This window comes from Mycolicibacterium gilvum (assembly GCF_900454025.1).
In the GTDB taxonomy this organism is placed as follows: Bacteria; Actinomycetota; Actinomycetes; order Mycobacteriales; family Mycobacteriaceae; genus Mycobacterium; species Mycobacterium gilvum.
In genome coordinates, this window is the sequence record NZ_UGQM01000001.1 from 5,479,357 (window position 1) to 5,493,913 (window position 14,557).

At 67.9% G+C, this 14,557-nt stretch carries 13 protein-coding genes; 10 read left to right on the top strand and 3 right to left on the bottom strand.

The window, feature by feature from the left end; all coding sequences use genetic code 11:
* Nucleotides 1-3: 3 nt before the first annotated feature.
* Complete coding sequence (locus tag DYE23_RS25745) at nucleotides 4-846, top strand: RDD family protein (protein ID WP_115328488.1); 843 nt, start codon at nucleotides 4-6, stop codon at nucleotides 844-846.
* Here the strand turns inward: DYE23_RS25745 and DYE23_RS25750 are convergent, their stop codons facing one another.
* Nucleotides 847-2,181, bottom strand: coding sequence for a carotenoid oxygenase family protein (locus DYE23_RS25750; RefSeq protein ID WP_115328489.1), 1,335 nt, complete (start codon nucleotides 2,179-2,181; stop codon nucleotides 847-849).
* A gap of 109 nt (nucleotides 2,182-2,290) precedes the next feature.
* On the opposite strand from DYE23_RS25750, the gene DYE23_RS25755 reads away from it, so the two are divergent.
* The 6 genes from DYE23_RS25755 (at nucleotide 2,291) to DYE23_RS25780 (ending at nucleotide 8,596) form a co-directional block, all read left to right on the top strand.
* Nucleotides 2,291-2,992 carry a GntR family transcriptional regulator gene (locus DYE23_RS25755; RefSeq protein WP_115328490.1) on the top strand — a complete coding sequence of 234 codons (702 nt, stop codon included), beginning with the start codon at nucleotides 2,291-2,293 and terminating at the stop codon, nucleotides 2,990-2,992.
* 99 nt (nucleotides 2,993-3,091) lie between these two features.
* The gene (locus DYE23_RS25760; protein ID WP_115328491.1) at nucleotides 3,092-4,648 is read left to right on the top strand and encodes an NCS1 family nucleobase:cation symporter-1; all 1,557 of its coding nucleotides are present in this window, start codon (nucleotides 3,092-3,094) and stop codon (nucleotides 4,646-4,648) included.
* Between the two features lie 54 nt (nucleotides 4,649-4,702).
* A complete protein-coding gene (locus DYE23_RS25765; RefSeq protein WP_115328492.1) occupies nucleotides 4,703-5,230 on the top strand; it encodes a PadR family transcriptional regulator in 528 nt (175 codons plus the stop codon).
* A gap of 81 nt (nucleotides 5,231-5,311) precedes the next feature.
* Nucleotides 5,312-5,998: a PadR family transcriptional regulator gene (locus tag DYE23_RS25770; protein ID WP_115328493.1), complete on the top strand. Its 687-nt coding sequence runs from the start codon at nucleotides 5,312-5,314 to the stop codon at nucleotides 5,996-5,998.
* Nucleotides 5,999-6,034: 36 nt separating this feature from the next.
* Nucleotides 6,035-6,910, top strand: a complete 876-nt coding sequence (locus tag DYE23_RS25775; protein ID WP_115328494.1) for an oxidoreductase — start codon at nucleotides 6,035-6,037, stop codon at nucleotides 6,908-6,910.
* A 45-nt stretch (nucleotides 6,911-6,955) separates the two neighbouring features.
* Nucleotides 6,956-8,596, top strand: coding sequence for a peptide chain release factor 3 (locus DYE23_RS25780; RefSeq protein ID WP_115329107.1), 1,641 nt, complete (start codon nucleotides 6,956-6,958; stop codon nucleotides 8,594-8,596).
* Nucleotides 8,597-8,603: 7 nt separating this feature from the next.
* On the opposite strand, the gene glpK is transcribed toward DYE23_RS25780, so the two are convergent.
* Entirely contained in the window at nucleotides 8,604-10,121 is a 1,518-nt protein-coding gene (gene glpK / locus DYE23_RS25785; protein ID WP_115328495.1) for a glycerol kinase GlpK, read from the bottom strand.
* A gap of 9 nt (nucleotides 10,122-10,130) precedes the next feature.
* On the opposite strand from glpK, the gene DYE23_RS25790 reads away from it, so the two are divergent.
* Genes DYE23_RS25790 through DYE23_RS25800 form a run of 3 tightly spaced genes read left to right on the top strand, consistent with a single transcriptional unit; the run spans nucleotide 10,131 to nucleotide 13,096 of the window.
* Nucleotides 10,131-10,904, top strand: a complete 774-nt coding sequence (locus tag DYE23_RS25790; RefSeq protein ID WP_235660634.1) for a class I SAM-dependent methyltransferase — start codon at nucleotides 10,131-10,133, stop codon at nucleotides 10,902-10,904.
* Nucleotides 10,905-10,913: 9 nt separating this feature from the next.
* Nucleotides 10,914-12,404, top strand: coding sequence for a glutamate-cysteine ligase family protein (locus DYE23_RS25795; protein ID WP_115328496.1), 1,491 nt, complete (start codon nucleotides 10,914-10,916; stop codon nucleotides 12,402-12,404).
* A 17-nt stretch (nucleotides 12,405-12,421) separates the two neighbouring features.
* A complete protein-coding gene (locus DYE23_RS25800; protein WP_115328497.1) occupies nucleotides 12,422-13,096 on the top strand; it encodes an SAM-dependent methyltransferase in 675 nt (224 codons plus the stop codon).
* A gap of 1 nt (nucleotide 13,097) precedes the next feature.
* Here the strand turns inward: DYE23_RS25800 and DYE23_RS25805 are convergent, their stop codons facing one another.
* Complete coding sequence (locus tag DYE23_RS25805; RefSeq protein ID WP_115328498.1) at nucleotides 13,098-14,504, bottom strand: cation:dicarboxylate symporter family transporter; 1,407 nt, start codon at nucleotides 14,502-14,504, stop codon at nucleotides 13,098-13,100.
* Between the last annotated feature and the right edge of the window lie 53 nt (nucleotides 14,505-14,557).

The window sequence follows — 14,557 nt, forward strand, 5'->3', positions numbered from 1 at the left end:
ATTATGGTCGGCCAGCAACAACCCGTGGTAACCGGCGACGCGGTCGTCCTCGACATCCAGATCGCCCAGCTACCGGTGCGGGCGCTGTCGGCGTTGATCGACGTCTCCGTCGTGGCGCTGGTCTACGTCATCGGGGTGATCCTGTGGGCGATGACGCTGTCGCAGTTCGATCCGGCGTTCTCGGCGGCGGTGCTGATCATCTTCACGGTGCTGGCACTGGTCGGGTATCCGACGATCTTCGAGACGGCCACCCGCGGCAAGACGCTGGGGAAGATGGTGCTCGGTCTGCGGGTGGTGTCCGACGACGGCAGCCCTGAACGCTTCCGGCAGGCGCTCTTCCGTGCGTTGGCGGGCGTGATCGAGATCTGGATGCTCACCGGTGGTCCGGCCGTGCTGTGCAGCCTGTTGTCCAGCAAGGGCAAACGCATCGGGGACATCTTCGCCGGCACCGTCGTCATCAGTGAGCGCGCGCCGCGACAGGCGCCGCCGCCGGCGATGCCACCGCAGCTGGCGTGGTGGGCCTCGAGTCTGCAGTTGTCCGGGCTGGCTCCGTCGCAGGCCGAGATGGCCCGTCAATTCCTCGCGCGCGCAGGGCAGTTGGATCCGCAGATCCGCGATCAGATGGCCTACCGCGTCACCTCGGACGTGGTGGCGCAGATCTCGCCGCCTCCGCCGCCGGGGGCACCGCCGGCGCTGGTTCTCGCGGCTGTGCTGGCCGAACGGCACCGCCGCGAGCTGGCGCGGTTGCAGCAGCCGGTCCCGGGACCCGGGTGGTACACAACGCCGCCCACGGCCCCACCTCCCCCGCCCCCGGGAACCGGCGGAGGGTTCACGCCGCCGTCCTGACTAGGCGGAGATCCAGTTTCCGTGGAATCCGTATGGAACTCGTTGCGGGAGAGCGATTCTCGCCATGGGCGGGCCGCTGAAGTCGGACGCGTCGATGATGACGAGGTCGCTGCCGTTGCGCTCGGGGTCGTAGACGTAGCCGAGGTACCAGCCGCTGCTCTCGTCGGCGGGCCCGGACGTCGACGGGACGAACACGGCCTCACCGGGCCCGCCGGAACCGAACCGGTGTTCCTCGGCCGCACCGGTGGTGAGGTCGTGACGGATCAGGTTCTTGTCACCGACGGACACCGCGTAACGGGCGGGCAGCGTCGCCAGACGGTCGTCGATGCGCGGGAACTCGACGCTGCGGTCGTCGAGTTGACTCTCGCTCACGGTGCCGGTCCGCAGGTCGATGGTCCACGTCCACATCACGCCCTCGGCGTCGAATCCACCGTTCTCACGCCATAATTCGGGGTATCGGACCGCCTGCAGCACCAGTTTGTCCCCGTCGGCCGACGCCGTCTCGTAGGCGTTGGCGACGTGGAAGATGTAGCACGGGTCGATGTCGAACCAGCGCACCTGCCCGAACGGGTCGTCGCGGCGCAGCAGTCCGAACCTCGCGCCGTAACCGTCGTCCCAGCGGTAGGGCATGTCCCCCGCGCCGCTCAGGGCGATGTCGAGGTTGAACACGATCGGCAGGTCCATGAACACCACGTGGTTCTGCGTCAGCGCGAAGTCGTGCATCATCGTCAGCGCCGGAACGTCGAGCGGACGGTTGATCACCAACTCCCCGTTGGCATCTGCGCGGTGGTAGGTGACGTGGGGGGTGAAGATGTTGCCGTAGCCGAAGAAGTGCAGTTCCCCGGTGGTCGGACAGATCTTGGGGTGCGCGGTCATCGCGTCGGTGAGCTTGCCGTCGAAGTCGTACGCCCCGAGGGTTTCCAGATCGTTGGTGATCTCGTAGGGCAGTGACGATTCCACCAGCGCCAGCGTCTTGCCGGCGTGGTTGACGACGTGGGTGTTGGCGACGCTGGCACGCAGGTCGCGGGTGCCGTCCTCGCGGTAGAGCGGGAACGGCTCGATGAAGCTGTCGGTGCGCACCCAGCGGTTGCGGTACCAGGCGGCTCGGCCGTTCTCGATCCGCACGCCGTGGATCATCCCGTCGCCGGTGAACCAGTGCCCGGTGGCGTCGCGGGGGTTGGGACCGTTGCGCAGGTACCAGCCGTCGAGTTCGGCGGGAATCGCACCCTCGACGGGCAGGTCGAACGCGGTGAGTTCGTCGGGCACGGGCGCGTAGTTGCCGACCTGGAAGATGCTTCGGTCGGCTTCGGTCTGATCCGGCGCGGTCTCGGTCATGGGCTGAACCTCCTGTCGCGATAACCCACCCTCACACCCCACCTCTGACATGTCAATAGTGGAACGTTTACGAGTCGTGCGGCGGACACCGATGGAGGAAGATCACGGAATGCCGGACCGCCGACACTCCGCCGCGCTGTTCAGGTCGGTCGTCGGCCGGGACGCGGCCAGCATCGTCGACGAGTTACGCCGGGTCATTCTCGACGGCGCCGCGCCGCCGGGCACCCAGATACCGGTCGCCGACGTTGCCGAGATGTTCGGGGTCAGTCACATCCCCGTGCGCGAGTGTCTGAAGACCCTGACCGCGGAGGGCCTTGTGCAACACCGACCGAACTCCGGGTACGCCGTCGCGCAGTTGACCGCGAGCGAACTGGCAGAGATGTACCTGGTCCGCGCGACGCTGGAATCCACGGCGATGTCGGCTGCTGTGCTGCGCGCGACGGACACCGACCGGGCCCACCTCGCCGAGGTCCACGAAACCCTGCAGCAGGCACTGAAATTCGACGACGCACAGGCCTACCACCGGCACAGCCGGGAGTTCCACATGGCGCTGAGCCGGCCCTCCCGCATGCTGCGCCTGGTGCACATGCTCGAATCCGCCTGGAACATCACCGAACCCGTGCAGTTGATGGTGCACGTGGAGCCGAGCCAACGGATGCTGCTCCATGACGACCACCGGGTGATGCTCGACGCGTTCCTCGCCGGTGACGCCGAATCCCTGCTGTCGGCCGCCGCCGTCCACAACACACGCCTCGACGCCGCCGTCGAATCCCTGCCTACCGATACCGGGCTGGTGCTCGGCGATCGGTGACTCGGCCAGAAATATATTCTTGACGCAACGGTCCGGAAACACACCGAAATTAGCTTCCCTGCAACGAAACTCTCCGTTCCACAGGCAGGAAGCGCTGCAATGTCAGAGACCCGGGATCTCCCTCCCAGCGCCGTCGTCGGCGCCCACGACATCGTCGAAGCCGCAGGCCATCCGGTCGGCTCGGGCGTCATCAAGGACGACTACGACCCGCGACTGACCAACGAGGACCTCGCACCGCTGGGAAAGCAGACGTGGAGCTCGTACAACATCTTCGCGTTCTGGATGTCCGACGTGCACAGCGTCGGCGGCTACGTCACCGCGGGCAGCCTGTTCGCCCTCGGCCTGGCCAGCTGGCAGGTGCTGATCGCGCTGCTGGTCGGCATCGTCATCGTGAACATCTTCTGCAACCTGGTGGCCAAGCCCAGCCAGCAGGCCGGCGTCCCGTACCCGGTGGTGTGCCGCAGCTCCTTCGGGGTGCTCGGCGCCAACATCCCCGCCATCATCCGCGGCCTGATCGCGGTGGCGTGGTACGGCATCCAGACCTATCTCGCCTCGGCGGCCCTGGATGTCGTGCTGCTCAAGCTGTTTCCCGGTCTGGCCCCCTACGCCGACGTCGACCAGTACGGGTTCACCGGTCTGTCGCTGCTGGGCTGGTGCAGCTTCATGCTGCTGTGGGTGCTGCAGGCATGCGTCTTCTGGCGCGGCATGGAGTCGATCCGCAAGTTCATCGATTTCTGCGGCCCGGCCGTCTACGTGGTGATGTTCATCCTGTGCGGCTACCTGCTGTGGAAGTCGGACTGGCACATCGGGTTGAGCCTCGGCGGGGAGAAGCAGGGCAACACCCTCGTGGTCATGCTCGGGGCGATCGCGCTGGTCGTCTCGTACTTCTCCGGCCCGATGCTCAACTTCGGCGACTTCGCCCGCTACGGCCGCAGCTTCGAGGCGGTCAAGAAGGGCAACTTCCTGGGCCTCCCGATCAACTTCCTGGTGTTCTCGCTGTTGGTGGTGCTGACCGCGTCCGCGACCGTACCGGTGTTCGGCGAGCTGCTGACCGACCCGGTCGAGACCGTCGCGCGCATCGACAGCACCACCGCGATCGTGCTCGGTGCGCTGACGTTCTCCATCGCGACGATCGGCATCAACATCGTCGCGAACTTCATCAGCCCGGCGTTCGACTTCTCCAACGTCAGCCCGCAGAAGATCAGCTGGCGCATGGGCGGCATGATCGCCGCGGTCGGATCGGTGCTGCTGACACCGTGGAACCTGTACTCCAACCCCGAGGTCATCCACTACACGCTGGAGACCCTCGGCGCGTTCATCGGTCCGCTGTTCGGCGTGCTGATCTGTGATTTCTACCTGGTCCGCAAGCAGAAGATCGTCGTCGACGACCTGTTCCGGATGACCGGCACGGGCAACTACTGGTACACGAAGGGCTACAACCCGGCCGCGGTGGCGGCGACGATCGTCGGTGCGCTTCTGGCCGTGATCCCGGTCCTGCTGGGCGGTTACGTCGCCGGCATGTCCACTGCGGCGCAGTACAGCTGGTTCATCGGGTGCGGCGTGGCGTTCGGTCTCTACTACCTGTTCGCCACGCGTGGGCCGTGGCGGATGACGGCGCTGCGGCTGCCGCAGGGCGCCGAACTCGTCGAGGGCTGATCAGTACGGCCCCGATAGTCCACTAGTGGAATATCGGGGCCGTACTATTCGCCCATGAGCCTTCGGATGGCGGCGCTGGGCCTGCTGGCCCAACACCCCGCTAGCGGCTATGACCTGCTGAAGAAGTTCGAGGCATCGATGGCCAACGTGTGGCCGGCGACGCAGAGCCAGCTCTACTCCGAGCTCAACAAGCTGGCCGACGACGGATTGATCGAGGTCACCGCGATCGGTGCGCGGGGTCGCAAGGAGTACGGCATCACCTCGCCGGGGCGCGACGAATTGCGCCGCTGGGTGATGGATTTCCACGACGATCCGCCGCAGCGCAGCAGCGCCCTGCTGCGGGTTTTCCTGCTGTCCGCGGTCCCGCCGGAGGAGGCGGGCAAGTACATGCGCGCGGTCGCCGACCACGCCGAACGCGATCTCGCGCGCTACGAGGCGCTGCGCGACGCCGTGCCGTGGAACCCGTCCGATGACGACGACTTCTACGGGCGGGCGGCGCTCGAGTTCGGGCTGCGCCAGGCGGCGATGACGGCCGACTGGGCGCGCTGGGTGGCCGACGGGATCCACGACCGGCACCGGTGATCGTTGCATCGCGATAGCTTCCGATATATCGTCACCATATCGGAAGCTGGTTTAGGCTTCCCCGACGAAAGATCGACACCCATGAGCTCCCCGTTCTCACCCCCTGACAATCCGTTCGAGCGCCGCGGTTTCGGCTTCGGCTTCGGGCCCGCCGACCGGCGCGTCCTGCACGAACGGCGCCGACAGGCCCGCCGCGAGTTCCGTGACCACGTCCGCGAACACCGCGGCGACGCCGGCTTTGGGGCCGGCTTCGGCGCGTTCGGCGGAGGCGCCGATTTCGGACCCGGCTTCGGGTTCGGCCCCGGCGGGCGCCGCGGTGGCCCCCGCGGACGCAGCCGGCGCGGCGACGTCCGTGCCGCCATCCTCAAGCTGCTCACCGATCGACCGATGCACGGCTACGAGATGATCCAGGAGATCAACGAGCGCAGCCGCCACATGTGGAAGCCCAGCCCGGGCTCGGTGTACCCGACCCTGCAGCTTCTCGTCGACGAAGGGCTGATCGTCTCGACCGAGGCCGAGGGCAGCAAGAAGCTGTTCGAGCTGACCGACGAGGGGCGTGCAGCCGTCGAGAAGATCGATACCGCCCCGTGGGACGCGATGGCCGATCAGGCCGATCCCGCCGCGCTCTCCCTGCGCAACGCCGCCGGTCAGCTGATGGGCGCTGTCGCGCAATCGGCGCACGCCGCGACGGCCGAGCAGCAGCAGCGCATCCTCGACATCGTGAACAACGCCCGCCGCGAGATCTACACCGTCCTCGGAGAAGACTGAGGAATTCGGCGCGCCGAATCCGTGTATGGACTAGGTATGGACACGTTCCCCCTCGGCTCGTACACGGTCGGTCGCGTCGGTTTCGGCGCGATGCAGCTTCCCGGCCCCGGCGTCTTCGGCCCGCCCCGCGATCACGCTCAGGCCCTCGCGGTGCTCCGGCGCGTCGTGGAGCTCGGCATCGACCACATCGACACCGCGCAGATCTACGGACCGAACGTCGCCAACGAACTGATCAGGGAGGCGCTGCACCCCTATGCCGACGGCCTCGCGCTGGTCAGCAAGGTCGGCGGCAAGCGCGACGAGCAGGGCAACTGGCTGCCCGCACAGGAGCCCGACGACCTGCGCAGGCAGCTCGAGGAGAACCTGCGCACGCTCGACACCGACCGGCTCGCGGCGGTGAACCTGCGCGCGTTCAACCACGACGACCCGTCGGTACCCGCCGAGCTGGACCGGGACCTGTTCGACCGGCAGCTCACCGCGATGATCGCCGCGCGCGACGAGGGCCTGATCGCGGGTATCGGGTTGAGCAATGTCAGCGCCGAGCACCTGCGCGCCGCGCTGGAGCGCACCGAGATCGTGTGCGTTCAGAACGCCTACAACCTGCTCGACCGCACGTCGCAGCCGGTACTGGACCTCAGCCGGGAGCACGGCATCGCGTTCGTGCCGTTCTTCCCGCTCGGCTCGGGCTTCCTGCCCGACAACCCGGTGCTCAACCACCCGGCCGTGGTGCGCGAAGCGCGCAGGCTCGGACGCACGCCGGCGCAGATCGTGCTGGCGTGGACGCTGTCGGTGGCGTCGAACGTGCTACTGATCCCGGGCACGTCCTCGGTGGCGCACCTGGAGGAGAACACGGCCGTGCGCGACATCGTTCTCGACGACGAAACCAAGCGGGAGCTGGACGCCGCGGCGTGAGCGATTATCGGTTTGGTGACCTCGGCCAATAAGATCGACGCCATCATGACCAACTCCACCGCCGATGCGTCGACGACGGCGGCCAAACGATCCGATCGCGTCTCGACCGAAGCGCAGCGCCGCAGAACGTTCGCCGTCATCAGCCACCCCGACGCAGGCAAGTCCACTCTGACCGAAGCGCTGGTCCTGCACGCCAAGGCGATCACCGAGGCGGGCGCCATCCACGGCAAGCAGGGCCGCCGCGCCACCGTGTCGGACTGGATGGAGATGGAGAAGGCCCGTGGCATCTCCATCACCTCGACCGCGCTGCAGTTCCCGTACACCACGCAGTCCGGCGACACCTGCGTGATCAATCTGCTGGACACCCCGGGCCACGCCGACTTCTCCGAGGACACCTACCGGGTGCTGACGGCCGTCGACTCCGCGGTGATGCTGATCGACGCGGCCAAGGGCCTGGAGCCGCAGACGCTCAAGCTGTTCCAGGTCTGCGCGCACCGGCGAATCCCGATCATCACGGTGATCAACAAATGGGACCGGCCGGGCCGGCACGCCCTCGAGCTGATGGACGAGATCAACGAGCGCATCGGATTGCGGCCGACGCCGTTGACCTGGCCGGTCGGCATCGCCGGAGACTTCAAGGGCGTGCTGGACCGCCGCACCGGAAAGTTCATCCGTTTCACCCGCACCGCGGGCGGTGCGACCGCCGCGCCCGAGGAGCACATCGACGCCGACAAGGCCCACGACGCGGCCGGAGTCGACTGGGACAACGCGGTCGAGGAGTCCGAGCTTCTTGAGGCCGACGGCGCCGACTTCGATCCCGACTCGTTCCTCGACTGCACCTCGACGCCGGTGCTGTTCACCTCGGCGGCGCTGAACTTCGGGGTCAACCAGCTGCTCGATGTTCTCGCCGCGCTGGCACCGTCCCCGAGCGGCCAGCTCGACGTCGACGGCAACCGCCGCGAGGCGGCGGCGCCGTTCTCCGCGTTCGTCTTCAAGGTGCAGGCGGGCATGGACTCCGCCCACCGCGACCGGATCGCCTACGCGAGAGTGTGTTCGGGCACCTTCGAGCGCGGCGATGTGCTCACCCACGCGACCACCGGCAAACCCTTCGTGACGAAGTACGCCCAGTCGGTCTTCGGACGGGAGCGTTCGACGCTGGACACCGCGTGGCCCGGCGACGTGATCGGGTTGGCCAACGCCAACGCGCTGCGGCCCGGCGACACCCTGTATCAGGATGTCGCCGTGCAGTTCCCGCCGATCCCGAGCTTCTCCCCGGAGCACTTCTCAGTCGCGCGCGGCACCGATCCGAGCAAGCACAAGCAGTTCCGCAAGGGCATCGAGCAGCTCGACCAGGAAGGCGTCGTGCAGGTGCTGCGATCGGACCGTCGCGGCGATCAGGCGCCGGTGCTCGCGGCCGTGGGACCGATGCAGTTCGAGGTGGCCAGCCACCGGATGGCGGCCGAGTTCAGCGCCCCGATCGAGCTGGAGTCGCTGCCGTATCAGGTCGCACGGATCTGCGACCCGGCCGACGCCGAGGCGCTGCAGAAGATGGCCGCTGTGGAGGTGTTCACCCGCACCGACGGTGTGCTGCTCGCGGTGTTCTCGACGAAGTGGCGTCTGGAGACGGTGCAGCGCGACAATCCGGACATCGTGCTGCGCGAACTGGTCGCGGCGGGCCAAGAGTAGCGCCGGCTCACTCGACGTCGACCCAGTCCAGCGTGCGGTGCACCGCCTTCTGCCAACCGGCGTAGCCGTCGGCGCGCTGCTCGTCGGACCACTCCGGTGACCACCGCTTGCCCTCCTGCCAGTTCGCCCGCAGGTCGTCCTCGCCGTCCCAGAACCCGACCGCCAGCCCCGCCGCGTACGCCGCGCCCAGCGCCGTCGTCTCGGCGACGACGGGCTTGACGACGTCGACGTCGAGCACGTCGGCCTGGATCTGCATGCACAGGTCGTTGGCCGTGATCCCGCCGTCGACCTTCAGAACCTCAAGGGGCACACCGGAATCGGCGGCCATCGCGTCGACGACGTCGCGGCTCTGGTAGCAGATCGCCTCCAGGGTGGCGCGCGCGACGTGGGCGTTGGTGTTGAACCGGGACAGCCCGACGATCGCGCCGCGCGCATCGGAGCGCCAGTACGGCGCGAACAGACCGGAGAACGCGGGCACGAAGTACACGCCGCCGTTGTCGTCGACCTGACGCGCCAGCGACTCGCTCTGCGAGGCGCCGCTGATGATTCCGAGCTGGTCGCGCAACCACTGCACCGCCGAACCGGTGACCGCGATCGAACCCTCAAGGGCGTACACAGGTTTGGCGTCCCCGAACTGGTAGCAGACGGTCGTCAACAGCCCGTTGTCGGACCGGACGATCTTCTCGCCGGTGTTCAACAACAGGAAATTGCCTGTGCCGTAGGTGTTTTTCGCCTCGCCGACCTGGAGGCAGACCTGACCCACCATCGCCGCTTGCTGATCGCCGAGGATGCCGGTGATGGGAATCTCGCCGTCGGCGGGACCCGTCTCGACGGTCACCCCGTACGGTTGCGGCGACGAGGAGGGCCGGATCTCGGGCAGCATCTGGCGCGGGATGTCGAAAAACCCCAGCAGCTCGTCGTCCCAGTCGAGGGTCTCCAGATTCATCAGCATGGTGCGGCTGGCGTTGGTGACATCGGTGACGTGCACGCCGCCGCGGTGCCCGCCGGTCAGATTCCACAGCACCCAGGTGTCGGTCGTGCCGAACAGCGCGTCACCCTTCTCGGCGTCGGCCCGCAGCCCGTCGACGTTCTCCAGCAGCCACTGCAGCTTGCCGCCGGAGAAATAGGTCGCCGGCGGCAACCCTGCCTTGCGCCGGATCACGTCGCCGCGGCCGTCGCGGTCCAGAGCGGAGGCGATCCGGTCGGTGCGGGTGTCCTGCCAGACGATCGCGTTGTAGTAGGGCCGGCCGGTGTGGCGGTTCCACACCAGCGAGGTCTCGCGCTGGTTGGTGATACCGAGCGCCGCCAGATCCGTCGTCGCGAGCTTGGTCGCGTTCAGCGCGGAGGCCAGCACCGAGCCGGTGCGCTCCCAGATCTCCACGGGATTGTGCTCGACCCATCCCGCCTTCGGCAGCAGCTGTTCGTGTTCGAGCTGGTGACGGCCCACTTCGGCGCCGTCGTGATCGAAGATCATGCACCGGGTGCTGGTGGTGCCCTGGTCGATTGCAGCGACGAAGTCGGCCATTCGTCCATGATGGACTACGTGAACACACCCGCCGTGCAATCGGCACCCGACATCACGTCGATGCCGCGCGGCGGACCGCGGGCGTCCTGCCTGGACCGACTCCTGGAGACCGACCGTCAGGAGTATCTGGATCGCGAGGATGCCGACGAGCGGGTGAAGCGCAGCGTGATCCGCGCGCTCCAGTGGTCCGGCGAGACGTTCGGCCATCAGAACCGGTTCGCCGAGATCGCCCTCGCTGAAATAGCAGATGTCGCCGATCCCACCATCCTCGAGCTGGGCGCCGGCCACGGCGGGCTGTCGCGCACGCTGCTGGACTGGCACCCGACGGCGCAGCTGACGATCACCGACATCGCGTCGGCCTCCGTCGCGGCGATCGCCGCCACGGATCTCGGAACGCACCCCCGGGCGACGGTGCGGCAGATGGACGCCACCGCGCTGGACGCCGCCGACGGCGAATTCGACCTCGCCGTGTTCGTGCTCTCGCTGCACCACCTGCCTCCCGCGGCCGCGGCCCGGGTGATCGCCGAGGGCACCCGCGCCGCCGACAAGCTGCTCATCATCGACCTGCCCCGTCCCCCGGCCCCGCTGCACCTGCTGCGTCTGGCGACCATGCTGCCGTGGGCGCCGCTGGTGCCGTTCGTGCACGACGGGGTGATCAGCTCGCTGCGCGCCTACAGCCCGTCGGCGCTGCGCGCGCTGGCCGCGGCCGCCGGCCCCGACATCGACATCGACCTGCGCGGCGGAATGTTCAGTCCGCAGGTCGCGGTCGCCACGCGCCGATAGGCTCGGCCCGTGGGCCAGGAGATCAGCGCGACACTGAAGCAGACCGAGTTCAGCCGCGCGCACCGGCGCGAGTACCGCCGCAAGGTGCAGCTGTGCCTCGACGTGTTCGAGACGATGCTCGCCCAGGCCAGCTTCGACTTCGAAAAGCCCTTGACGGGCATGGAGATCGAGTGCAACCTGGTCGATTCCGCCTACCAGCCCGCGATGAACAACTCCGAGGTCCTCGACGCGATCGCCGATCCGGCATATCAGACCGAACTCGGCGCCTACAACATCGAATTCAACGTACCGCCGCGGCGACTGCCGGGCCGGGCGGCGCTCGATCTGGAAGCCGAGGTGCGCGCCAGCCTGAACGCCGCGGAGTCCAAGGCGGGCACCGACGGCTCCCACATCGTGATGATCGGGATCCTGCCCACGCTGATGCCCGAACATCTCACCGGCCACTGGATGAGCGAGTCCACCCGCTATCAGGCGCTCAACGACTCGATCTTCACCGCCCGCGGTGAGGACATCATGATCGACATCTCCGGGCCCGAGCGCCTCAGCCTGCAGACGGCGTCCATCGCACCCGAATCCGCCTGCACCAGTATGCAATTGCATCTGCAGGTGTCCCCCGCCGATTTCGCCAACAACTGGAACGCCGCCCAGGTGGTGGCGGGCCCACAGCTGGCGCTCGGCGCGAACTCGCCCTACTTCTTCGGCCACCACCTGTGGGCCGAGACGCGCATCGAGCTGTTCGCGCAGGCCACCGACACCCGGCCCGACGAGCTCAAGACGCAGGGGGTCCGTCCCCGGGTCTGGTTCGGCGAGCGATGGATCACCTCGATCTTCGACCTGTTCGAGGAGAACGTGCGCTACTTCCCGTCGCTGCTACCCGAGCTCTCCGACGAGGACCCGGCGGCCGAACTGGCGGCCGGACGCACCCCGAAGCTGTCGGAACTGCGGCTACACAACGGCACCATCTACCGCTGGAACCGGCCGGTGTACGACATCGTCAACGACCGTCCGCACCTGCGGGTGGAGAATCGGGTGCTGCCCGCGGGTCCGACGGTGGTCGACATGATGGCCAACGCGGCCTTCTATTACGGGGTGCTGCGGACGCTCTCGGAGGAGGACCGTCCGTTGTGGACGAAGATGAGTTTCGCTGCGGCGGAATCGAACTTCATGGCCGCCGCGCAGCACGGCATGGATGCGCGGCTGTACTGGCCCGGCGAGGGTGAGGTGACTCCCGACGAGTTGATCCTGCGCCGGCTCCTGCCGATGGCCGAGGAGGGCCTGCGCCGGTGGGAGGTCGCCGCCGAGGTGCGTGACCGCTACCTCGGGGTGATCGAGGGCCGGGCCAAGACGGGCCGCAACGGCGCGGTCTGGCAGTCCGAGGCGGTGACGGCCCTGCAGGACCGCGGCCTGAGTCGTCCGGAGGCGCTGGCGGAGATGCTCAAGCTGTACTGCGAGCGCATGCACGCCAACGAGCCGGTGCACACCTGGGATCTGCCGGTCTGAGGCGTACCTTGGCAGCCATGGCCGAGGTGATGGACTGGGACAGCGCGTATCGCGGTGAGGGCGAGTTCGAGGGCGAACCGCCGTGGAACATCGGGGAACCCCAACCGGAGCTGGCGGCGTTGTGGCGCGACGGCCGGTTCCGCAGCGAGGTTCTCGACGCCGGCTGCGGCCACGCCGAGTTGTCGCTGGCGCTCGCCGCGGACGGTTACACGGTGACGGGCGTCGACATCAGTCCGACGGCGGTGGCCGCGGCGTCCGCCGCCGCCGCCGAGCGGGGCCTGTCGGAGCGGGCGAACTTCGTCGCCGCCGACATCACCGCGCTGTCCGGTTTCGACGGACGGTTCGCCACCGTCGTCGACAGCACGCTGTTCCACTCGCTGCCCGTCGAATCCCGTGCGGCCTACCTGGAGTCGGTGCATCGGGCGGCACAGCCCGGCGCCGGGTTCTTCGTGCTGGTGTTCGCGAAGGGCGCGTTCCCCGCCGAGATGGAGCAGGGCCCCAACGAAGTCAGCGAGATCGAGCTGCGCGACGCGGTGTCCCCGTACTGGACCATCGACGACATCCGGCCCGCGCTCATCCACACCAACATTCCGAAAATCCCCGGCATGCCGCCACCGCCGCTGGACCTGCTCGACGAGCGCGGTCATCTGCGTATGCAGGCGTTCCTGCTGTCGGCGCACAAGGAGTCCTGACCTACCCCGTGGTGGCGGTTCCCGAGCGGGCGGCGTCCCTGTCCCGCGGGGCGGCCTCGTCGTCGTCATCGAGCATCGTCGCCTCGTCGAACGGGCGGTCCCCGTCGAGCACCTCGTTGAGGCGCTGCTTGTCCACCGAATCGGTCCACGACCCGACCAGCACCGTGGCCACCGCGTTGCCCGAGAAGTTGGTCAGCGCACGGGCTTCGGACATGAAGCGGTCGATGCCGACGATGATCCCGACGCCGTCGAGCAGCTCGGGACGATGGCTCTGCAGCCCGGCCGCCAGGGTGGCCAGCCCGGCGCCGCTGACCCCGGCGGCGCCCTTGGACGCGATGATCATGAACGCGAGCAGCCCGAGCTGCTCGGGGATCGACAGTGGATCACCGAGGGCATCGGCGATGAACAGCGACGCCATCGTCAGGTAGATCGCGGTGCCGTCCAGGTTGAACGAATACCCGGTGGGCACCACGATCCCGGCGGTCGCCGGCTTCACCCCGGCGTGTTCCATCTTCGCGATCAGCCTGGGCAGCGCCGATTCCGAGGATGACGTCGCGACGATCAACAGGTATTCGCGGGCGAGGTAGCGGGCCAGCTTGAAGATCGACACCCGCGCCACCGCCCACAGCAGCGCGCCGAGCACCCCGAAGATGAAGATCACGCAGGTGATGTAGAACGCGGCCATCAGCACGCCGAGTTGGATCACCGCGTCGAAGCCGGTGTCGCCCACCACTTCTGCGATCGCGCCGAACGCACCGATCGGAGCGAGCCACAGCACGCCGATGAGGATGCGGAACACGAGCTTCTGCAGCGCCTCGATGCCGCGCAGCAACCATTCACCGTGCGCGCCGATGCCCTGAATTCCGAACCCGACGAGCAGCGCGACGAACAACGCCTGCAGCACGTTGCCCTCCGTGACCGCCGAGAACAGCGTCGACGGGATGATGTCGGAGATGAACGCCATTGTGCCGCCGGCTGATTCGGCCTCGCCGGCCAGTTCGGCACCCTTGCCGGGATCGTGCGGGACGTTGAGTCCGGTGCCGGGGCTGATGAGATTGCCGACCACCAGGCCGATGGCCAGCGCGACGGTCGACATGACCAGGAAGTAGCCGATCGCCAGGCCGCCGACCTTGCCGACCGACGCCGCCGCGCGGACCTTGCCGATGCCGAGCACGACGGTGCAGAAGATGACCGGCACGATCATCATCTTGATCAGCTTGACGAACAGCTCCCCGAGCACGCCGAGCGAGGCGGCGGTGTCCGGCGCGACGAGCCCGACGACGATGCCGGCGACGACGGCGATGATCACCAGGATGTAGAGCCAATGGGTGCGGTCGCGCTTGCCCGGTTTCTTCTCGTCCGTGGCCGCGCGTGGGGCGGGCCGGCCCGCGTCGTCGGTGGCAGTCATCGATCCCCCTCCGCTGTGGTGGTGCAGGGGTAACCGAAAGCGCCCGGGATCAA